This window comes from Streptomyces sp. NPDC042346 (genome assembly GCF_055581845.1).
Genome location: NZ_JBVJEH010000003.1, coordinates 658,833 through 677,902, shown reverse-complemented (window position 1 = coordinate 677,902; position 19,070 = coordinate 658,833). Strand labels below are relative to the sequence as shown.

Below are 19,070 nucleotides of genomic sequence, written 5' to 3'. Positions count from 1 at the left end.
TTCACAGGAAGTCGGCCGTCTCCAGATCGAAGCCGAAGGGCTCGGGGAGCGGCAGCCGCTTGCCGAAGGCCACCATGTGCGACTCCTGGTAGTCGCCGCCTTCAGGCTCCCTGAAGAGGGTCAGACATCCGGTGTCCCGGTCCACCAGAAGGTAGAGCGGGATACCTCCCCGGGCGTAGCAGCGACGTTTGGTCTCACGGTCCGCCTGCGGACGCGTCGAAGTGACCTCGAGCACCATGGCGACTCCCTCGCAGGGCATCCACGAGTCGGCGGCCCGGTACAGGCGCAGCTCTCGCGGCGCGAAGGTGCCGTCCGGGATGACATGGTCCCGCGGACTGTCGGGCACGTCCTTCAGCGTCAGCCCCTTGTTCCCGGAGAATTGCATCCGCTGCCGGGAGCGCCCGTACACCTGCTCCACGATCAGTGCGATGTAGTCCTCGTGCTCCCCGTCCGGCGGCGGTGTCACGACGATCTCCCCCTCGATCAGTTCCGCGCGGAAGCCCTCCGGCGTCCCCAGCGCCAGGAAGCCCTCCAGCAGGAACTCCGCCTGCGTGAGCGGTTCGTGCGGCATGGCAGTCATGTCGTGATCGTCGGACATCGAGGCACCCGCCGTCCCTGTGATCGGGGTCGTTCCCTCGATCGTGGCACATGATCGACGAGCCGTACCGGAGCACGCTTGACCTTGTCGCAGCGTCAGGGTTTCTACTGGGGGCCATGCGTATCGGCGAGATCGCCGCGCTCGTCGGGGTCACCCCGCGGGCCGTGCGGCACTACCACCAGTCGGGGCTGCTGCCCGAGCCCCCGCGGCGGGGCAACGGGTACCGGGAGTACGGGATCCGGGATGCCGTGCTGCTCGCCCGGATCCGGCGGCTGACCGAGCTGGGGCTGGGGCTCGACGAGGTGCGCGGGGTGCTCGCGGACGACGAGGGGCGCGGGCTGGTGGAGGTGCTCCGGGAGCTGGAGGAGGACCTCGCCCGGCAGGAGGCGGTCATCCGGGAGCGGCGGGAGCGGCTCGCCGCGCTGCTCGACCGGGCGCGGGGCGGGCTGCTGCCCGCCGAGGGGCCCGTGTCGGCGGAGCTCGGCGAGCTGCTGGCGGGGCTCGGCCCGGTGTCCGACTCGCCCATGGCGGCGAAGGACCGCGAGATCCTCGCCCTGCTCGACACCGTCGTCCCGGAGGAGGACCGGGCCAGGCTGATGGGCCTGCTGCACGGGACCGCGGAGTACGCGCACGAGGTGTACGCGCGGCTCGACGCCCTCGCCGGGGCGGAGCCCGACGACCCCCGGGTGGCCGAGGCCGCCCGGGTGCTCGCCGACTGTCTGCCGGACGAGGCGGGCGTGGAGCTGCCGGCCGAGGGGGCGGGCGCGCTCGCGGACGCCTTCCTCGGCGACCTCGCCCCCGCCCAGTCCGCCGCCGTCCGCCTGGCGATGTCCTTGGTGCGGGAGCGACAGGAGGGGAACCGATGACCGGCCGCCTCCGGGGCGTCGAGACGGGGCTCCTCCGGGGCCTGCGGCTCGTCGCGTACACCGCGCTGCCCGCCGAGCTCGTCCTCGCCGTGTGTCTGGTCGCCGGGGTGCGGATCCCGGGGGCCGTCCTCGCCGCCGCCGAACTCGTGGTCGTGGCGCTCGTCGTCGGCGAGGTGCTTCTCTTCCTCCGGCTGCGGCGGCGCGGGCTGTCGGCCCGGGAGGCCGTGGCGGAGCTCGTGCCCGAGCCCGTGCTGCGGCTCGTCGGGCACGAGCTGCGGCTGATGACGAGCCTGGTGCGGTGGGTCGCGCGCCGGCCGCACGGGGTCGCCGGCGCGGACGGGGTCTTCCCGCACGCCCGTGACCAGGCCGCGCTGATGTACGGCTTCGCGTTCGTCTGCCTCGTCGAGACGGTCGGCATGTCGTACCTGCTCGCCGACTGGCCCGTCGTCCACGCGGTCGTCCTCGTCCTCGACGTGTACACCGTGCTCTTCGTGCTGGGGCTGCACGCCGCCTCGGCGACCCGCCCGCACGTCCTGACCGGCGACGTCCTGCGGCTGCGGCAGGCCGCGCACGTCGACGTACCCGTACCGCTCGGCCTGATCGCCGCCGTCCGGCGCGAGTCGCTGTTCTCGCACGAGAAGACCGAGGGCGAGCTGAACCTCGCCGTCGGCTCGCAGACCTCCGTCACCATCGAGCTGACGGAGCCGGTCGACGCGCCGCGGCTGCTCGGCGCGCCCCGGCCCGTACGGATCGTCCGGGTCCACGCCGACGACCCGAAGGCGCTGGCCGACGCGCTCACACGGGCGCGAACAGCACCTTCGCCGACCCCGGGTCCGCCTCCGCGAGTCTGACCCGCAGCCACTCCCCCAGCGGCAGGTGGGACGTGCCGCCCGCGATCCGGGCGACGACCGCCGGGTCCTCCAGGTGGACGGTGCCGACGGCCGGTTCGCGTTCCTTCACGTCGATCACGTACGCGTCGAAGACCTCGCCGATCCGCTCGCTCAGGAGCGCCGCCTCGACGATGTCGACGCTCTCGCGCTCGACGGTGTTGGCGCGGCGCGAGCCGGTGGCCATCTCGTCGGGGAGCCCGGGCAGGGCGGCCCGTACCCACTCGGGCGGTTCGTTCCCCGCCACCGCCGCCACGCACAGTTCGCCCGCGTACCGGTCGACGAGCCGGCGCAGCGGCGCGGTGCAGTGCGTGTACTCGTCGGCGACGGCGGCGTGCACGGCCGGGGTGGGGATGTGACCGTCGGTGAAGACGGTGTACCCGGCGCCGCGCAGGAGGGTGGTGCACTCCTGGAGGAAGGCGGCGTGGCGCGGGTTCGTGGGATCGGCGGAGCGGACGACGTCCGCGTACGAGACGTGGTGCGGCCAGTCGACGCCGAGGGCCCGCGCGGAGCGGCGCAGCCGGGCGACCGCACCGTCGGGGGCCGTGGGCAGCGTGCGGAGGATGCCGGTGCCGGCGGCGGTCATGAGGTCGGCGGCGGCCATGCCGGTGAGCAGCGAGATCTGGGCGTTCCAGCCGTCGGCGGGGAGCGGCGCCCGGTAGGCGAGGGAGTACGTGTGGTCGGTCTCGACGATCTCCTGCTCGGGGACGCTGAGGGAGATCCCGCCGCGTTCCTCTTCGAGGGCTTCGCGGAGCCGTCCGATCTCGCGGAGGAGGGCGAGGGGTTCCTCGGCCGTACCGGAGTCGATCTGCCGCTGCACGCCCGCGTAGTCGAGTTTGGCGCGGCTGCGGACGAGGGCGCGGCGGACGTCGGTGGCGACCCTGCGCCCCTCGGCGTCGAGGTCGATCCGCCAGAGCAGGGCGGGGCGGGGCTCGCCGGGGAGGAGGCTGGCGGCGCCCTCGGAGAGGACGGCGGGGTGGAGGGGGACCTTGCCGTCGGGGAAGTAGAGGGTGAGGACCCGCCGGTGGGCCTCGGCGTCGAGCGCGGAGCCGGGTGCGACGAACGCGGCGACGTCGGCGATGGCGTAGTGGACGCGGTAGCCGCCGTCGGCCCTGCGGGCCAGGTGCATGGCCTGGTCGAGGTCGGTGGAGGTCGGCGGGTCGATCGTGAGGAACGGCAGGTCGGTGGCGTCGTACGCGGGGAGCCGGGGGGCCTTCGCGACGGCCTCGGCCTCGGCGAGGACGGCGGGCGGGAAGGCGTCGGGGATCGCGAGCTCGGTACGGAGTGCGCGCAGGGCGGCCCGCAGCGGAGCCTCGGCTGCGCCGGTCACGTGGATGTGGCGGCGTGGCATGGGTCGAGCCTATGGCGAGGGGTGGGGCGCGGCACTTTGTAGGCTGGACAGCCGGGGCCGCACCCCCATCCCCGTCCGTACGAAGGAGAACCACCGTGCTCGTGCTGTTGCCGCCCTCCGAAGGCAAGGCCTCCTCGGGGCGCGGGGCGCCGCTCAAGCCGGAGTCGCTGTCCCTGCCGGGGCTCGCGGAGGCGCGGGCGGCGGTCCTGGACGAGCTGGTCGAGCTGTGCGCCGCCGACGAGGAGAAGGCGCGGGAGGTCCTCGGGCTGAGCGAGGGGCTGCGCGGCGAGGTCGCGAAGAACGTCGAGCTGCGGACGGCGGGCGCGCGCCCGGCCGGGGAGGTCTACACGGGCGTCCTGTACGACGCGCTGGGTCTGGCGACGCTGGACGCGGGCGCCCGGAAGCGCGCGGGGCGGTCCCTGCTGGTGTTCTCGGGGCTGTGGGGCGCGGTGAAGGTGACGGACCGGATTCCGTCGTACCGCTGCTCGATGGGGGTCAAGCTGCCGGGGCTCGGCGCGCTGGGCGCGCACTGGCGGGGCGCGATGGCGTCCGTGCTGCCGGAGGCGGCCGGGGACGGGCTCGTCCTGGACCTGCGCTCGTCGGCGTACGCGTCGGCGTGGAAGCCGAAGGGCGACGTGGCGGCGCGGACGGCGACGGTGCGGGTGCTGCACGCGCCGACCCGGAAGGTGGTCAGTCACTTCAACAAGGCGACGAAGGGCCGGATCGTCCGGAGCCTCCTGGAGGCGGGCGCGGAGCCGGGGTCGCCGGAGGAGCTGGCCGTGGCGCTGCGGGATCTGAAGTACGTGGTGGAGGAGGGCGGCAAGGCGGGGGCGCTCGACGTGCTGGTGGACGAGATCCACTAGCTCCTGTTGCACCCTGCGCAACGCTCGTTGCGCGTCACGCTCGCCATGGGCACGATGAGGCCCATGACGAGCGTGACGAGCGTGTTCGACCTTGCCCCGGAACCGTCGGGAGCCCCCTCCGTCCCTGTCGTCCCCGTCGTGGTGATCGAGGACGCCGCCGACGCCGTCCCGCTCGCCCGCGCCCTCGTCGCCGGCGGGCTGCCGCTGATCGAGGTCACCCTCCGCACCCCCGCCGCGCTCGACGCCGTCCGGGCGATCGCGGCCGAGGTGCCGGAGGCGGTCGTCGGCGCGGGCACGGTCGTCTCCCCGGCCGGGGTCGCGGACGCGGTCGGCGCCGGGGCCCGGTTCCTGGTGAGCCCGGGGTGGACCGAGCGGCTCCTCGACGCGATGCGGGAGTCGGGCGTGCCCTTCCTGCCGGGTGTCTCGACGACCTCGGAGGTCGTGGCGCTGCTGGAGCGCGGGGTGCGGGACATGAAGTTCTTCCCGGCCGAGGCGGCGGGCGGCGTCCCGTATCTGAAGTCCCTCGCGGGCCCCCTCCCGCAGGCCCGGTTCTGCCCGACGGGCGGCATCTCCCTCGCCTCCGCCCCCGCCTACCTGTCCCTCCCGAACGTCGGCTGCGTCGGCGGTACGTGGATGCTGCCGCCCGACGCCCTCGCGGCCCGCGACTGGGCCCGGGTCGAGGCCCTCGCGCGCGGCGCGGCGGGGCTCAGGACCGCTCTCGGCGGGTGAGGCCGGTGAACTCGACCCCCAGGTGGTCGGTCACCGGGCGGTAGCCGAGCCGCTGGTAGAGGGCGTTGCTGGTGGGGTTGGCGAGGTCCGTGAAGAGGAGGACCTGCGCGGTGCCGCCGTCGCGCGCGGCCCGGCTGACCGCCGCGGTGGCACCGGCCGCGTAGCCGCGTCCGCGCTCGGCGGGCGGGGTGTAGACGAGGTGGACGCGGGCCTGGCCCTCGATCGTGCGCGAGACGGCCGCCATCGACACGGGGCGGCCGTCGGGCGTCTCCCAGAGGACGAGACGGCCGTCGGCGACCCGTTCCGTGACGTGCCCGGTGAAGTCCTTGCCCGTGACGTCCTCCCCGATGTCCCGGGCGAACTCGCGCGCCCAGGCGGCGACGAACGGGATGTCGGCCTCGTATGCGACCCGGGGGCGGCCGGCGGGGGCGGGGTCCGGCGGGACGAGCTCGCCGAGCCGGAAGAGCCGCATCCGGGCGATGGGAGTCCAGGGGCGCCCGCTGGCCTCCGCGAACGCCTCGACGGCCGCCGTCTCCCCCCGTACGGTCGTCGGCTCCTCGCCCGCGGGGAAGGCGAGGGCGCGGGCCGCCTCCACCGTCACGGTCCCGAAGGAGGGCTCGCGGGGCGGGGACACCGCGAGCACCCCGGTGACCCGGCCGTCCGGCTCGGCCCACCAGCCGAGCCGCCCGGCGGAGTCCATGAGGGTGAGCACGGCGGTGTTACGGGCCGCCTCGGCGGCCAGCAGGTCGGCCGCGGCGGCCCGGAAGGCGGCGGCGTCCTCGGTGAAGTACCACGTCATGAACGGTGATGGTGGTACGCCCCCGGGGACGGGGTCCAGCCGTTTACCGCCCGCCCTTTACCGCCTGCCGCTCCCGCCTGCCCACTCCCGCCCGCTGCGGCTCAGCGCAGGTGCGAGGTGTCGTTGAGGAGCCGTACGGACGCGTTGCCGTCGGCGTAGTAGGCCACCGCCGAGATCGAGGCCGCCGACAGCTCCATCCGGAACAGCGACTCCGGCGGCGCGCCGAGCGCGAGCCGGACGAGGGTCTTGATCGGGGTGACGTGGGTGACGAGGAGGACGGTACGGCCCGCGTGGTCGGCGGTCAGCCGGTCCCGGGTGGCGGCGACGCGCCGGGCGACGGCCGCGAAGCTCTCGCCGCCGCCGGTCGGCGCGGCCTTCGGGGAGGCCAGCCAGGCGTCGAGGTCGTCGCCGTACCGCTCGCGGACCTCGCCGAAGGTCAGCCCCTCCCAGGCCCCGAAGTCGGTCTCGCGCAGCCCCCGCTCGACCCGCACGTCGAGCCCGAGGCGGGCGGCGACGGCGGCGGCGGTCTGGCGGCAGCGGGTGAGGGGCGAGCTGACGATCTCCTGGACGGTGCCGCGCGCGGCGAGCGTCTCGGCGACGGCCTCGGCCTGGCGCAGTCCGGCCGCCGACAGCTCGGGGTCGGTGCCGCCGCTCCCGGAGAACCGCTTCTCGGGCGTGAGCGCGGTCTCGCCGTGGCGCAGCAGTACGAACGTCGCCGGGGCGCCCATGTCGGGCCCGGCCCACCCCTGCCGGGGCGCGGCGGGGGCTGCCGTCGACGGCTGGGCCTCCGGCGTCCCGCCCTGCGCGGGTGCGGCCGGCTCCGTGTGGAGTACGGCGGCGGCCTCGGCCTCGAAGTCGCCGGTCGCCTCCGCGTGCGCGGCGGCCGGCGCGTGCGTGGCCGAGGCGAGGGAGGCGCGGGCCTGGGCCGCGAGGGCCTCGTCGTGGGCGAACAAGCCGTCGTCGGGCTGTCCGGCGGAAGAACCGGAAGTCCCGAAAGAACCAGAAGTCCCGGAAGAACCGGAAGAACCGGAAGAACCGGAAGAACCGGAAGTCCCGGTCACGGCGGACCCTGCCCCGGAGGTCGCGCCTCCGGCGGGCGGCTGCGTCCCGCCCGGCCGCGTCGCCAGGGCCGCGCGGGCACGGGCCGCGCCCGCGGTCGCGTCGCCAGGGGGACCCGACGGGGGCGGGGCGGCGGCGTTGCGGGCGGCCGAGGCGTCCAGGCCGGCCGTGGAGGCCGACGGCTCCCACCGGCGGCCCTGCTTGCCGGCGTCCATCGCCTCGTTGGCGAGCCGGTCCGCGTGCTTGTTGAGCTCGCGCGGGATCCACTCGTAGCGGACCCGGCCCGCCGGGAAGACCCGGCCGGCCTCGGCCGCCAGCGGCTTCATGTCCGGGTGCTTGATCTTCCAGCGGCCGGACATCTGCTCGACGACCAGCTTGGAGTCCATGCGGACGTGGACGGTGGCGTCCGGGAAGAGCTCCCGGGCCGCCGTGAGCCCCGCCACCAGGCCCTTGTACTCGGCGACGTTGTTCGTCGCCACGCCGATGTACTCGGCCGCCTCCGCGAGCGTCTCGCCCGTCACCGGGTCCAGGACCACGGCCCCGTAACCGGCGGGCCCCGGGTTGCCCCGGGAGCCCCCGTCCGCCTCGACGATCACCTCACGAGCAGGCGTCATTACAGACCGGACTCCGAGGTGCGGACCAGGATGCGGCGGCAGTTCTCGCACCTGACGACGGTGTCGCGGGCGGCGGCGCGGACCTCGTTGAGCTCGGTGATGTTGAGCTCGATGTGGCAGCCCTCGCACTTGCGCTGGTACAGCCGCGCCGCGCCGACGCCGCCCTGCTGCTCGCGCAGCTTCTCGTACAGCTTGAGCAGGTCGGCCGGGACGGAGCCCGCGACGAGCTGGCGCTCCTTGGTGACGGAGGCGGACTCGGCGTCCAGCTCGCCCTGGGCGGCGTCGCGCCGGGCGGTGGCGTCGTCGGTCTTGGCCTGGACGGCAGAAGACCGCTCGGTCAGCTCGGCGACGCGCTCCTGCGCGGACTCGCGGCGCTCCATGACCTCCAGGACGATCTCCTCGAGGTCGCCCTGACGCTTGGCGAGGGAGACGATCTCGCGCTGGAGGTTCTCCAGGTCCCTCGGGGAGGCCGCGCCGGAGTCGAGCCGCTGCTGGTCGCGCGCGGCGCGCTGGCGGACCTGGTCGACGTCCTGCTCGGACTTGGTCTGCTCGCGTCCGCAGTCGCTCTCCTCGGTCTGCGCGGCGACGAGCAGGTCGCGCAGCTGCGTGAGGTCCTTGGTCAGCGACTCGATCTCGGCGTGCTCGGGCAGCGACTTGCGCCGGTGGGCGAGCTGCTGGAGTCGGACGTCCAGGGCCTGGACGTCGAGGAGGCGGATCTGGTCGGCGGGCTCGGCGTTCAGTTGGGGGCTCCAGGAGAGGTGTGGTGGGAGGACCAGGGGTCGGTGACCGTCTTCGAGACGTGGACGCGGAGGTCCCAGCCGTGGCGGTCGGAAATCTCGTCGAGCTGGGCGGCGGCCTGCTCGCACCAGGGCCATTCGGTGGCCCAGTGGGCGGCGTCGACCAGCCCCAAGGGGGACTGTTGGGTGGCCTCGGAGACCGGGTGGTGGCGCAGGTCGGCGGTGAGGAAGGCGTCCACGCCCGCGGCCCGTACGGCGTCGAAGAGGCTGTCGCCGGAGCCGCCGCTGACGGCGACGCGGCGGACGATCATGTCGGGGTCGCCGGCGACCCGGATGCCCTGCGCGGTGGCGGGCAGCCGCTTCGCGGCGCGGGCCGCGAACTCGGCGAGGGTCTCGGGGTGGTCGAGTTCGCAGATCCGGCCGAGGTTGTTCTCGGGCACGAGGGGGCCGGTGACCCGGAGGTCGAGCGCGCCGGCGAGGGCGTCGGAGACGCCGGGTTCGGCGGTGTCGGCGTTGGTGTGCGCGACGTGGAGGGCGATGTCGTGCTTGATGAGGCCGTGCACGACGCGGCCCTTGAAGTGGCCGGCCGAGACCGTCGTCGTCCCGCGCAGATAGAGCGGGTGGTGGGTGACGAGCAGGTCGGCGCCGAGGGCGATCGCCTCGTCGGCGATCTCCTGGACGGGGTCGACGGCGAAGAGGACGCGGCCGACCTCGGCGTCGGGGTCGCCGCAGACGGTGCCGACGGCGTCCCACTGCTCGGCGCGCCGGGGCGGCCAGAGGGCGTCGAGCGCGGCGATGACTTCAGACAGACGGGGCACAGGGGAAAGGCTACCTGTCCCCCGTGCCCCGCAGTCCGGGCGTACCTGCGTACTCCCTCTTCCGTCTACTTCTTCACGAGGTCGGCGCGCAGGTCGTCGAGGACGCTGTTCGCGGCGGTCACGCCGAGGCCGAGGTACCAGGTCTCGTCCGGGACGTCCTTCGCCCGGCCGGCCTTGACGGCCTTGAGGTTCTTCCAGAGCGGGTTGGCCTGGGCGGCGTCCTTCTTGGTGGCCTTGGCGTCGCCGTAGACGCCGGTGAAGATCCAGTCGGCGTCGGCCTCGTCGATCTTCTCGGGGCTGATCTCGGCGGCGAGCTCGTCGATCTGCTGGTTCTTGGGCCGGGGCAGACCGGTGTCCTCCAGGATCGTGCCGATGAAGGAGGCCTTCGCGTAGAGGCGGATCTTGCCCGGGAGGTAGCGGACCATGGAGATCGTCGGCTTGTTCGCGCCGATGTCCTCGCCGAGCTGCTTCGCCTTCGTCTCGTACGCGGAGAGCTTCGTCTTCGCCTCGGCGGTCTTGTCGAGCGCGGCGGCGTTGAGGAGGTAGTTCTCCTTCCAGGTGAAGCCCGGACGGATGGAGAAGACGGTCGGCGCGATCTTCGACAGCTCGTCGTACTTGTCGGCGGCGCGCAGCTGGCTGCCGAGGATGAGGTCGGGCTGGAGGTTGGCGATGGCCTCCAGGTTGAGGTTGTTGATGGTGCCGACGGACTTCGGGGCGCCGGCGTCCTTCTCGAGGTAGGCGGGGATGCCGTCGTCGCCCTCGGAGGGGGCATAGCCGACGGGCTGGATGCCGAGGGAGACGACGTTGTCGAGCTCGCCGACGTCGAGGACGACGACCCGCTTGGGGGCGGCCTTCAGTTCGGTCGTGCCGAGGGCGTGGGTGAGCGTGCGCGGGAACTGGCCCGGCTTCGCGTCGGTGCCCATGGCCGCGGTCTTGGCGGCGGCGTCGCCGAAGTCCTTGCCGCCGGTGGCGACGTCCTTCTTCTTGGTCGCGTCCTCCTTCGCGGAGGTGTCGGAGCCTCCGTCCCCTCCTCCGCAGGCCGCGAGGGAGAGCGCGGCGGCGAGGGCGACGACGGTGGCGGTGCCGCGACGGCGGAAGGACATGAGAAGGCTCCTGTACGGGCTGCTTGAGGCGCTGCTGCGTGGTGCCGTGCGCGCTTCTGTACGGGGATACGGGTACGACCGGCCGGAGTCACAGACTCCGCTTAGGCTCGCCTTACCTTACTCATCACGGGTCACTCCAGCACAGCCACCCCCTCCCCCTCAGCCGAACCGCCGGACGACCACCCTTATGTGTGAAGTGACCGGGCTCGTGTTGTTCGGCAGGAAGTGCGAAAACTAGCTTCGTGGCCGGAGGTGACGAGTCGATGACAGCGTGTGCCATCGAGACCGCGGCCGAGGACGACGACCGCGACAAGGACCCCACCGGGTCGGCCGGCTTCACGATCACGGCCAACGGCGCGTACGCGGCCAGGCTCGCGGGCGCCGGTGACGCCCTGTACGTGGAGCGGTGGACGCTCGACGGCCCCGAGCCGTACGCCGTCCCGCTCCCCCTCGGCCAGCCGGAGGAGCCGCACACCCGGCTGCTGCCCCTCGCGGACGGCCGGGTCCTCGCCGCCCGGCGCGTGGACGGGCGGCGGAACACGTTCTCGCTGCTCTATCCCACCGGCCCGGCCACCGGGGAGCTCCAGCTCGGCGCCGTGGAGGCACCCGGATCGGAGCGGCTGGTCCTGCTGCCGCCTTCGCCGGACGGCATCTGCGCGTACGCGATGTGCGTCGGCCCCGACACGACGACGCTGTGGCTCGTCGCGGGCGGCGCCTTCGGCCCCGAGCAGGTCGCGGAGGTCAGGGGCCGCTGCACGGGCGGGGTGTGGCTCGACCGCACGGGCCGGATGCTCGCGCTCGACCGCCGGCTCGACGGCGGGCCGGTGAAGGCCGTCGCCGTCGACCTGGAGCGGGGCGGCGAGGTGACGCCGCTGCTCCAGATCACCGAGGAGAGCGACGACCGGCTGCTCCTCGCCGACCCGGACAGCGGGCTGCTCCTCATCCGCTCCGACGCGCCGTCGCCGGGGCACGAGCGGCTCGGCTGGGGCGTGCTCGGCAGCCTGCTGCCCGTGCGGTTCCCGGAGTGCCTGCGGCTCGACGACGCGGCGGTGACGCCGTTCGCGGTGCAGCCCGGGCAGGTCCTGATGCCGGAGAGCTGCTCGGTGGCGCTCCGGATCGACGCGGCGGGCGGGAGCTGGGTGGGGAGCTGGCAGCCCTCGTCCCGCCGGATGGCCCAGTCGGCCGCGCCCGCGGGCTGGCTGGCCGGCGCGGGGCTGTGGACGGCCGAGGGCGTCCTGCGCCTGCCGTACGCGACGGCCGAGGCGCCGTGCGGGCTCGCGGACCTGGAGACGCCGCCCGAGCCGGAGCCGGTCCCGGTGGTGGTGGCCGTCGACGAGCCCCGGATCTGCCGCCCGGTGCCGTTGCAGCAGGCTCCTCTGACGGACCGTAGGCCCGCTGGCTAGACTCGCTGGCCGCACAGCAAGACCGATTTCTACGGGGTGAGTTCCAGCATGTCGGATGCAAGCACGGAGGGTCAGGAGCCGAACGGCTCCGGAAGGCATCGTGGTGAGGCGTCGCCGGCGGAGGACTCCACGTCCTCCCCGCACGGTCGCCACCGCCGCGAACCCGACGGGCAGTGACCGAGTAGTCCAGCACGCGGTTCCATGAGCGGTTCAACACGGTGAAGGGCCCCGGGTCTCCCCGGGGCCCTTCACCGTTCCCCCACCCCCATGGGGTCCCCGCCTCAGCCCTTCTTCAGGCCGAGCACCTCCGCCGCGGCGAACGTCTCGCCCGCCGGGCGGGACGCGTAGTGCGGGGTCAGTACGGAGTCCAGTTCCTCGTACGTGAAGGCCTCCTTGGCCGTGTCGAACTTGGCCGACACCCTGGGCCGGTCCACGACCGCCACCATCCCGCCGTGGACGACGAGCAGCTGGCCGTTGACGCCGGCCGCCGCCGGGGAGGCGAGGTAGCCGACGAGCGGCGCCACGTGCTCCGGGGACAGCGGGTCGAGGTCCCCCTCGGCCGTCGGCTCCGCGAAGCCCGCGAAGACGTCCTCCGTCATCCGGGTCCTGGCCCGCGGGCAGATCGCGTTGGCCGTCACGCCGTACCGGGCGAGCGCGAGCGCCGACGAGGTCGTCAGGCCCACGATGCCGCCCTTGGCCGCCGCGTAGTTGGGCTGGCCGGCCGAGCCGGCGAGGAAGGCCTCGGAGGAGGTGTTGACGATCCGGCCGTAGACGCCGGTCTCCCCCGCCTTGGAGCGGCCCCGCCAGTGCACCGCGGCGAAGTGGGTGGTGTTGAAGTGGCCCTTGAGGTGGACCCGTACGACGGAGTCCCACTCGTCCTCGCTCATCGAGAAGACCATCCGGTCGCGCAGGATGCCCGCGTTGTTGACCAGGACGTCCAGCTTCCCGAACTCGGCGACCGCCAGGTCGATCAGGCCCCGCGCCGTCTCGAAGTCGGAGACGTCGCCGAGGTGCGCGACCGCCCGGCCGCCCGCCGCGCGGATCTCCGCGGCGACCTCCTCCGCGGGCGCGGCGGAGGCCTCTCCGGAGCCGTCGCGGCCGGCCTGCCCGTAGTCGTTGACGACGACGGCCGCGCCGAGCCTGGCCAGTTCGAGCGCCTCGGCGCGGCCGAGGCCCCGTCCGGCGCCGGTGACGATCGCGCTCAAGCCCTCAAGGGGGAGTGACATCTCGCGGAAGTCCTCTCAGATCTCGCAGATCTCGATGCGGGTTCGGATCCGATGCACGTTCGGATCTCTGTGCGGGGTCAGGCCTCTGTGCGGGGTCAGATCCCTGTGCGGGTTCAGATCTCTATGCAGGTGCGGAGGGCCGTGCCCGTCCGCATCTGCTCCAGTGCCTCGTTGATCCCGGCCAGCGGCACCCGGTGGGTGATGAGCGACTCCAGGTCGATGCGGCCGGCCCGCCAGAGCGCGATGGTCCGCTCGTACGACGTGAGGACGTCCCCGCCGCCGTACATGGACGGCAGGATCCGCTTCTCGTCGAAGAACAGCTCGAACATGTTGAGCTGGAGGAAGTCGTCGAGGGCGCCCGCGCCGACGATGCAGAGGGTGCCGCCGCGCCGGGTCGTCTCGTAGGCGGTTCGGGCGGTGGCGGACCTGCCGACGACCTCGAAGACGTAGTCGAAGCCCTCCCCCGCGGTGATCCGCTGCTTGGCGTCGGCGAGCGCGTCCGGGGCGACCGCCTCGGTGGCGCCGAAGCGCAGCGCGGCCTCGCGCCGGGACGCGACGGGGTCGACGGCGATGATCTGGGCGGCGCCCTGGAGCTTGGCGCCCTGGATCGCGGAGATGCCGACGCCGCCGCAGCCGATGACGGCGACCGACGAACCGGCCTCCACCTTCGCGGTGTTGATGGCCGAGCCGAGGCCCGTGGTGACGCCGCAGCCGATGAGGGCCGCGATGTCGAAGGGCACGTCGTCGGGGATGGGGACGGCGCAGCCCGCATCGACGACGACCTCCTCGGTGAAGGTGCCGGTGCCGGCGAAGCCGAAGACGTCCCCGCCGGGGCGCTTGAAGTTGGGCGTGCCGGCGTTCATGAAGCCGGCGAGGCAGAGCTGCGTCTGGCCGCGCTTGCAGGCGGGACAGGTGCCGCAGGCGGGCAGCCAGCAGAGCAGGACGCGCTGGCCCGGGGTCAGGTGGGTGACGCCGTCGCCGACGTCGAGGATCTCGCCCGCGCCCTCGTGGCCGGGGATGAAGGGGGCGGGCTGCGGGAGCACGCCGCTCATCGCGGAGACGTCGGAGTGGCAGAGACCGGTGGCCCGGACGCGGATCCGCACCTTGCCGGGCCCAAAGCCCACCGCCTCGACGTCGTCGAGGACTTCGAGTTTGTCCTGGCCGATCTCGTGCAGTACGGCTGCGCGCATGGTGCGGCTCCCTTCAGGAGTACGGGACGGGGTGGGAGGTCTCAGGAGTGTTCGACGACGGTGTCGGCGAGTACGGGGGCGTCGTCGCGCTCCACGGCGGTGACCGTCACCTGCACGCTGCCCTCGCCCGACCACATCCGGACGCGCAGGGTCTCGCCGGGGAAGACGATCCCGGCGAAGCGCGTGCGGTACGCGCGGACCCGGGTGACGTCTCCGTCGAGCAGGGTGTCGACGACGGCCTTGAGGGTCATGCCGTACGAGCAGAGTCCGTGCAGGATCGGCCGGTCGAAGCCGGCGAGCTTGGCGAACTCGGGGTCGGCGTGGAGCGGGTTCCAGTCGCCGGAGAGCCGGTAGAGCAGGGCCTGTTCCTCGCGGATCGGCCGCTCGACGGTGGCGTCGGGGGCCCGGTCCGGGAGCGCGAGGCGCTCGGAGGGGCCGCGGTCGCCGCCCCAGCCGCCCTCGCCGCGGACGAAGATCTGGGCGTCGTTGGTCCAGAGGGGGCCGTCGGCGTCGGAGGCCTCGGAGCGCAGGACGAGGACGGCGGCCTTGCCCTTGTCGTAGACGGCGGCGACGCGGGAGGTGGAGACGGCCCGGCCGCTGACGGGGACGGGCCGGTGGAGCGTGACCGACTGGCCGCCGTGCAGGACGGCGGCGAGGTCGATGTCGATGCCGGGGGCGGAGAGCCCGCCGACGACGCCCATGCCGGCGCCCGCGACGGTGGCGAAGCTGGGGAGGACGTGGAGTCTGGACTCCAGGGTGTAGCGGAGCTCGTCGGGGTCCGTGGCGGGGCTGTGCTTGCCTTGGAACGAGCCGGCGCCGAGTCCCAGGTGGTAGAGCTGGACGTCCTTGTGGTCCCAGGAGATCTCGGCGCTGCGGGGTTCGGCGGCGACGGCCTTGGCGGGGTCGATCGGCATCGGGCTGCTGCTCCTCGTGGGCGAGGTGGCGGGGAAAGACCTCGGTGCGACCGTCCGCACCGTCGGTCGCACCGAGGCCGTGCGGGACCGTCCCGGAACGCGGCCGTTCTAGAACGCGTTCTAGGTCGGTGGATCTCATGTATAGCCGAGGCGAAAGGAGTTGGGAACCCTCCCCGCACCCCTCACCTGACGGCGCGTCAGAAATCCCTCGGGTGGCCTCCCGGGGCCTCCCGGGACATTTGTCACGGCCAGGTCCGTACATTCACGCCTGCCGGGCCGGGGCCCCCGCTCCGTAGCGTCGTCCCCATGACGAACGAACCCGCGGTCGCCTTCGAGGCCGCCTCCAAGGCGTACGGACCGGTCCGCGCCGTCGACCGCCTCGACCTCGCCGTCCCGCCCGGCGAGACCGTGGCCCTGCTCGGCCGGAACGGCGCCGGCAAGTCCACGGCCATCGGCCTGCTCCTCGGCCTCGACACGCCCGACAGCGGCCGGGTCCGGCTCCTCGGCGGGACCCCGGCCCGCGCCGTCGCGGCGGGCCGGGTGGGCGCGATGCTCCAGGAGGGCCGGCCGATCCCCCGGGTCACGGTCCGCGAGCTCGTCGCCTTCGTCGCCCGGACGTACCCCTCGCCGATGCCGGTGCCGGAGGCCCTGGCGCTCGCCGGCCTCACCGACCTGGCGGACCGCCGGGTCGAGCGGCTCTCCGGCGGCCAGGTCCAGCGGGTCCGCTTCGCCGTCGCCCTCGCCGGGAACCCGGAGCTGATCGTCCTGGACGAGCCGACGAACGCCCTCGACGTCGAGGCCCGCCAGGAGTTCTGGGACGCCATGCGCGGCTACGCGCGCCGGGGCAACACCGTCCTGTTCTCCACCCACTACCTGGAGGAGGCCGACGCGCACGCCGACCGGATCGTCGTCCTCGACTCCGGCCGGCTCCTCGCCGACGGCACGGGCGAGGAGCTCAAGCGGGCGGCCGGCGGCAGCCTCGTCGCCTTCGACCTGGCGGGCGGCCCGACGGAGTGGCTCGGGGCGCTGCCCGGGGTGGCCTCCGTCGAGATCCGCGGCGACCGCGCCCGGCTGCGTACCGACGACCCCGACGCCACGGTCCGCGCCCTGGCCGCGCGGGACGCGATCCGGGCCCTGGAGGTCGCCCCGGTCTCGCTGAACGACGCGTTCCTGGCCCTCACGCACAGAGCCGCCGCCCACGCGCACACCCATGAAGCCGCACCCGCAGACCTGGAGCCGTCCCGATGATCACCGCATACGTAGGCCTGGAAGTCCGCCGCACCCTGCGCGACACCGGTTTCGCGATCTCCACGATCGGCGTCCCGGTGATGATGTACCTCCTCTTCACCAACCTCGGTGCGGACGACGGCTCGTTCAAGACGGCCTCGATGGTCGGCATGGCGGCGTACGGGGCGCTCGGCGCCGCGCTCTCCCTGGGCACCGGGGTCGCCGAGGACAAGTCCACGGGCTGGCTGCGGCAGCTGCGCGTCACGCCCATGACCCCGCGCCAGGTGGTGACGGGCCGCGCCCTGACCGGCTCGGTGGTCGTCCTCCCGGCGATCGCGGGCGTCCTCCTCGCGGGCGGTCTGGCCAACGGCGTACGGCTGGAGGCCTGGCAGTGGCCGGCGCTCACCCTCGTCCTCTGGCTGGGCTCCCTCCCCTTCACCCTCCTCGGCATCGGCAACGGCTACCGCCTCTCCGCCCAGACGACGGGAGTCGTCAACGTGGCCTGCAACCTCGGCCTCGCGGTGGTCGGCGGCCTCTGGTTCCCGACGGTCCTCTTCCCGTCCTGGCTCCGCACGGTCTCCGAGTACACCCCGACGAACCGCTTCGCGGAGCTGGGCGTGGCGGTGACGGAGGGCACGGCGCCGGGGGCGGCGGCCCTGGCCGTCGTGGCCGTGTGGACGGCACTCTTCGGCGTGTACGCGGCGGTCTCGTACCGTCGTTCCGCACGGACGGCGTGAAAGGCGGGCGGGGATGGGAACCTGGCGACGGTGGCGACGGACGGCACGGGCCCACGCGGACCGGGGCCCGAACGGGCTGAGCCTCCTCCCCTGGCTCCTGATGGGGATGGGCGCGCTCTCCCACCTCCTCGGGGGCGAGGCCGCGAACCCCTGGATCGGCGGCCTCGGCCTGATCACCTTCAACACCCTCTACATCGCGATCGTCTTCCGCGCGTTCGTACCGGAGCTCCGCGAATCCCGCCTGACCTGGACGCTCCTGGGCTGCCTCGGTCTCCTCACCTTCGCCCTGGCCATCGGCTACGGCCGGGAGTGGCTGCTCCTGTTCCCGCTCCTGGGCCTGGCGGTGGGGGCGGTGGTACGCCGGGGCAGGAAGCTGACCCTGATCACCGTCCCCGTGGTCCTGGGGGCCGGGGTGGTGACGTTGTGGCGGGACGAGTGGGACTCGATCAGCGTGGTGTACGGAACGTTCATCTCCATCATGGTGACGGCGGCGATCCTCGCCCTGGACGAGACGGTCCGGCAGCTGCGGACGACCCGCGAGGAACTGGCGAGGTCGGCGGTGGAGAAGGAGCGGCTCCGCTTCTCCCGCGACCTGCACGACCTCCTCGGCCACACGCTCTCGGTGGTCGTGGTGAAGTCGGAGGCGGTACGCCGCCTGGCGCCGCACGACCTCGACGGCGCCCTGACCCAGCTCGCGGACATCGAGTCGGTGGGCCGCCAGGCGCTCACCGAGATCAGGGAGGCGGTCACCGGCTACCGCGAGGGCAGCCTCTCCACGGAGCTGGACCGGGCGCGCGACGCGCTCTCCTCCGCCGGCATCGAGCCGGTCGTCCGCCGCTCGGGCCCGCTCCTGGAGCCGCAGGCGGAGGCCCTCCTCGGCTGGGTCGTCCGGGAGTCCGTGACGAACGCGGTACGGCACAGCGGCGCGACCCGCTGCGAGATCGCCCTCGACGGCACGGCCGACCGGGTCCGCCTCACGGTCACGGACGACGGCCGGGGCCCCACCGAAGGCCCCCCGGGAACCGGCCTCCGGGGCCTGCGCGAGCGCGTCGCGACGGCCGGCGGCACCCTGGACTCGGGACCGACGCCCCGGGGCGGCTTCCGGGTCACCGCGGAACTCCCCACGGAGACCGCGGATCCGGACGGCACTCCGCCCCGGCCCGAATGCTGAGCACCTCCCCACCGCGCCCGGACCGGCCCCGCCGGCCGCGATCCGCCGGACAGGCCCTGGTGGTTCGACCACCACGTCACGGGCCGCCGGGCGGGCCCCGACGAGCAGTCCGTCCTACTCTGTCTCCCGTGACCGAGATGCCGCAGGACCACCGCCCGGTAAGGGGTATCAGGGTTCTCCTCGCCGAGGACCAGGGCATGATGCGCGGGGCGCTGGCCCTGTTGCTCGGGATGGAGCACGACATCGAGGTCGTGGCGCAGGTCGGGCGGGGGGACGAGATCGTGGACGCCGCGCTGCTGGCGCGGCCCGATGTGGCGCTTCTCGACATCGAGCTGCCGGGGCGCAGCGGTCTCGACGCCGCCGCCGATCTTCGGGACGAGGTTCCGGACTGCCGGGTGCTGATCCTCACGACCTTCGGCCGGCCGGGGTATCTGCGCCGGGCGATGGAGGCCGGTGCGGTGGGGTTCCTGGTGAAGGACGGGCCCGTGGAGGAGCTGGCCGAGGCGATCCGGAAGGCCCTGCGCGGGGAGACGGTCGTCGACCCGGCGCTGGCGGCCGCCGCTCTCGGCGCGGGTCCGAACCCGCTGACGGGGCGGGAGCGGGAGGCGCTGGCGGCCTCCGTGGACGGCGCGACGATCGCGGACATCGCGCTCAAGCTCCGTCTGTCGGAGTCGACCGTCCGGAACTACCTGTCCTCCGCCATCGGCAAGACGTCCACCCGCAACCGCATGGAGGCGGTGCGGGCGGCGCGTCAGCAGGGGTGGCTGTAGGAGCCGCG

At 73.8% G+C, this 19,070-nt stretch carries 19 protein-coding genes; 9 read left to right on the top strand and 10 right to left on the bottom strand.

The window, feature by feature from the left end:
• Position 1 precedes the first annotated feature (1 nt).
• Positions 2–580, bottom strand: coding sequence for a Uma2 family endonuclease (locus tag ACZ6K0_RS16775; protein WP_376404758.1), 579 nt, complete (start codon positions 578–580; stop codon positions 2–4).
• Between the two features lie 134 nt (positions 581–714).
• On the opposite strand from ACZ6K0_RS16775, the gene ACZ6K0_RS16770 reads away from it, so the two are divergent.
• Both ACZ6K0_RS16770 and ACZ6K0_RS16765 read left to right on the top strand, forming a co-directional pair.
• Positions 715–1,464 (top strand): MerR family transcriptional regulator, encoded by a 750-nt coding sequence (locus ACZ6K0_RS16770; protein WP_376404760.1) that lies wholly within the window; start codon positions 715–717, stop codon positions 1,462–1,464.
• Positions 1,461–2,315 carry a hypothetical protein gene (locus ACZ6K0_RS16765; RefSeq protein WP_469228534.1) on the top strand — a complete coding sequence of 285 codons (855 nt, stop codon included), beginning with the start codon at positions 1,461–1,463 and terminating at the stop codon, positions 2,313–2,315. The genes ACZ6K0_RS16770 and ACZ6K0_RS16765 overlap by 4 nt, the downstream gene beginning before the upstream one ends.
• Here ACZ6K0_RS16765 and ACZ6K0_RS16760 read toward each other — a convergent pair.
• Positions 2,260–3,702 (bottom strand): RNB domain-containing ribonuclease, encoded by a 1,443-nt coding sequence (locus tag ACZ6K0_RS16760; protein WP_376404764.1) that lies wholly within the window; start codon positions 3,700–3,702, stop codon positions 2,260–2,262. The two genes, ACZ6K0_RS16765 and ACZ6K0_RS16760, sit on opposite strands and share 56 nt — an antisense overlap.
• Positions 3,703–3,797: 95 nt before the next feature.
• Between ACZ6K0_RS16760 and yaaA the strand changes: the two genes are divergently transcribed.
• On the top strand, positions 3,798–4,565 hold the full coding sequence (gene yaaA, locus ACZ6K0_RS16755; RefSeq protein WP_469228536.1) for a peroxide stress protein YaaA: 768 nt from the start codon (positions 3,798–3,800) through the stop codon (positions 4,563–4,565).
• Positions 4,566–4,628: 63 nt separating this feature from the next.
• On the top strand, positions 4,629–5,294 hold the full coding sequence (gene eda, locus ACZ6K0_RS16750) for a bifunctional 4-hydroxy-2-oxoglutarate aldolase/2-dehydro-3-deoxy-phosphogluconate aldolase (protein WP_469228537.1): 666 nt from the start codon (positions 4,629–4,631) through the stop codon (positions 5,292–5,294).
• Here the strand turns inward: eda and ACZ6K0_RS16745 are convergent.
• The 5 genes from ACZ6K0_RS16745 to ACZ6K0_RS16725 all read right to left on the bottom strand — a co-directional run bounded on the left by ACZ6K0_RS16745 (position 5,272) and on the right by ACZ6K0_RS16725 (position 10,424).
• A complete protein-coding gene (locus tag ACZ6K0_RS16745) occupies positions 5,272–6,093 on the bottom strand; it encodes a GNAT family N-acetyltransferase (RefSeq protein ID WP_469228539.1) in 822 nt (273 codons plus the stop codon). The genes eda and ACZ6K0_RS16745 overlap by 23 nt on opposite strands.
• A gap of 101 nt (positions 6,094–6,194) precedes the next feature.
• Entirely contained in the window at positions 6,195–7,766 is a 1,572-nt protein-coding gene (locus ACZ6K0_RS16740; RefSeq protein WP_469228540.1) for a histidine phosphatase family protein, read from the bottom strand.
• Positions 7,766–8,506, bottom strand: a complete 741-nt coding sequence (locus tag ACZ6K0_RS16735) for a zinc ribbon domain-containing protein (RefSeq protein ID WP_376405217.1) — start codon at positions 8,504–8,506, stop codon at positions 7,766–7,768. Before ACZ6K0_RS16735 ends, ACZ6K0_RS16740 begins: the two co-directional genes overlap by 1 nt.
• Positions 8,503–9,321, bottom strand: a complete 819-nt coding sequence (locus ACZ6K0_RS16730; protein WP_376404774.1) for a Nif3-like dinuclear metal center hexameric protein — start codon at positions 9,319–9,321, stop codon at positions 8,503–8,505. Before ACZ6K0_RS16730 ends, ACZ6K0_RS16735 begins: the two co-directional genes overlap by 4 nt.
• Before the next feature lie 65 nt (positions 9,322–9,386).
• A complete protein-coding gene (locus ACZ6K0_RS16725; RefSeq protein WP_469228542.1) occupies positions 9,387–10,424 on the bottom strand; it encodes an ABC transporter substrate-binding protein in 1,038 nt (345 codons plus the stop codon).
• A 263-nt stretch (positions 10,425–10,687) separates the two neighbouring features.
• Here ACZ6K0_RS16725 and ACZ6K0_RS16720 point away from each other — a divergent pair, with 263 nt between their 5' ends.
• A complete protein-coding gene (locus ACZ6K0_RS16720; RefSeq protein ID WP_469228544.1) occupies positions 10,688–11,827 on the top strand; it encodes a hypothetical protein in 1,140 nt (379 codons plus the stop codon).
• Positions 11,828–12,108: 281 nt separating this feature from the next.
• On the opposite strand, the gene ACZ6K0_RS16715 is transcribed toward ACZ6K0_RS16720, so the two are convergent.
• The 3 genes from ACZ6K0_RS16715 to ACZ6K0_RS16705 form a co-directional block, all read right to left on the bottom strand.
• Positions 12,109–13,053 carry a 3-oxoacyl-ACP reductase gene (locus ACZ6K0_RS16715; protein WP_024758182.1) on the bottom strand — a complete coding sequence of 315 codons (945 nt, stop codon included), beginning with the start codon at positions 13,051–13,053 and terminating at the stop codon, positions 12,109–12,111.
• Positions 13,054–13,166: 113 nt separating this feature from the next.
• Complete coding sequence (locus tag ACZ6K0_RS16710; protein WP_469228546.1) at positions 13,167–14,243, bottom strand: Zn-dependent alcohol dehydrogenase; 1,077 nt, start codon at positions 14,241–14,243, stop codon at positions 13,167–13,169.
• 41 nt (positions 14,244–14,284) lie between these two features.
• On the bottom strand, positions 14,285–15,157 hold the full coding sequence (locus ACZ6K0_RS16705) for a MaoC/PaaZ C-terminal domain-containing protein (protein WP_469228547.1): 873 nt from the start codon (positions 15,155–15,157) through the stop codon (positions 14,285–14,287).
• A 306-nt stretch (positions 15,158–15,463) separates the two neighbouring features.
• Here ACZ6K0_RS16705 and ACZ6K0_RS16700 point away from each other — a divergent pair, with 306 nt between their 5' ends.
• From ACZ6K0_RS16700 to ACZ6K0_RS16685, 4 genes are all read left to right on the top strand, one after another.
• Positions 15,464–16,405 (top strand): ABC transporter ATP-binding protein, encoded by a 942-nt coding sequence (locus tag ACZ6K0_RS16700; RefSeq protein WP_376404785.1) that lies wholly within the window; start codon positions 15,464–15,466, stop codon positions 16,403–16,405.
• Positions 16,402–17,121 (top strand): ABC transporter permease, encoded by a 720-nt coding sequence (locus ACZ6K0_RS16695; RefSeq protein WP_469228548.1) that lies wholly within the window; start codon positions 16,402–16,404, stop codon positions 17,119–17,121. The genes ACZ6K0_RS16700 and ACZ6K0_RS16695 overlap by 4 nt, the downstream gene beginning before the upstream one ends.
• A 13-nt stretch (positions 17,122–17,134) precedes the next feature.
• Positions 17,135–18,292 (top strand): sensor histidine kinase, encoded by a 1,158-nt coding sequence (locus ACZ6K0_RS16690; protein ID WP_469228549.1) that lies wholly within the window; start codon positions 17,135–17,137, stop codon positions 18,290–18,292.
• A gap of 137 nt (positions 18,293–18,429) precedes the next feature.
• Entirely contained in the window at positions 18,430–19,062 is a 633-nt protein-coding gene (locus ACZ6K0_RS16685) for a response regulator (RefSeq protein WP_376405218.1), read from the top strand.
• Positions 19,063–19,070: the final 8 nt, after the last annotated feature.

Coding starts and splice junctions, on each gene's coding strand:
- ACZ6K0_RS16775 (WP_376404758.1), bottom strand. CDS start 580: ATGACTGCCATGCCGCACGAACCGCTCACGCAGGCGGAGTTCCTGCTG.
- ACZ6K0_RS16770 (WP_376404760.1), top strand. CDS start 715: ATGCGTATCGGCGAGATCGCCGCGCTCGTCGGGGTCACCCCGCGGGCC.
- ACZ6K0_RS16765 (WP_469228534.1), top strand. CDS start 1,461: ATGACCGGCCGCCTCCGGGGCGTCGAGACGGGGCTCCTCCGGGGCCTG.
- ACZ6K0_RS16760 (WP_376404764.1), bottom strand. CDS start 3,702: ATGCCACGCCGCCACATCCACGTGACCGGCGCAGCCGAGGCTCCGCTG.
- eda (WP_469228537.1), top strand. CDS start 4,629: ATGACGAGCGTGACGAGCGTGTTCGACCTTGCCCCGGAACCGTCGGGA.
- ACZ6K0_RS16745 (WP_469228539.1), bottom strand. CDS start 6,093: ATGACGTGGTACTTCACCGAGGACGCCGCCGCCTTCCGGGCCGCCGCG.
- ACZ6K0_RS16740 (WP_469228540.1), bottom strand. CDS start 7,766: ATGACGCCTGCTCGTGAGGTGATCGTCGAGGCGGACGGGGGCTCCCGG.
- ACZ6K0_RS16725 (WP_469228542.1), bottom strand. CDS start 10,424: ATGTCCTTCCGCCGTCGCGGCACCGCCACCGTCGTCGCCCTCGCCGCC.
- ACZ6K0_RS16720 (WP_469228544.1), top strand. CDS start 10,688: ATGACAGCGTGTGCCATCGAGACCGCGGCCGAGGACGACGACCGCGAC.
- ACZ6K0_RS16715 (WP_024758182.1), bottom strand. CDS start 13,053: ATGTCACTCCCCCTTGAGGGCTTGAGCGCGATCGTCACCGGCGCCGGA.
- ACZ6K0_RS16710 (WP_469228546.1), bottom strand. CDS start 14,243: ATGCGCGCAGCCGTACTGCACGAGATCGGCCAGGACAAACTCGAAGTC.
- ACZ6K0_RS16705 (WP_469228547.1), bottom strand. CDS start 15,157: ATGCCGATCGACCCCGCCAAGGCCGTCGCCGCCGAACCCCGCAGCGCC.
- ACZ6K0_RS16700 (WP_376404785.1), top strand. CDS start 15,464: ATGACGAACGAACCCGCGGTCGCCTTCGAGGCCGCCTCCAAGGCGTAC.
- ACZ6K0_RS16695 (WP_469228548.1), top strand. CDS start 16,402: ATGATCACCGCATACGTAGGCCTGGAAGTCCGCCGCACCCTGCGCGAC.
- ACZ6K0_RS16690 (WP_469228549.1), top strand. CDS start 17,135: ATGGGAACCTGGCGACGGTGGCGACGGACGGCACGGGCCCACGCGGAC.
- ACZ6K0_RS16685 (WP_376405218.1), top strand. CDS start 18,430: ATGCCGCAGGACCACCGCCCGGTAAGGGGTATCAGGGTTCTCCTCGCC.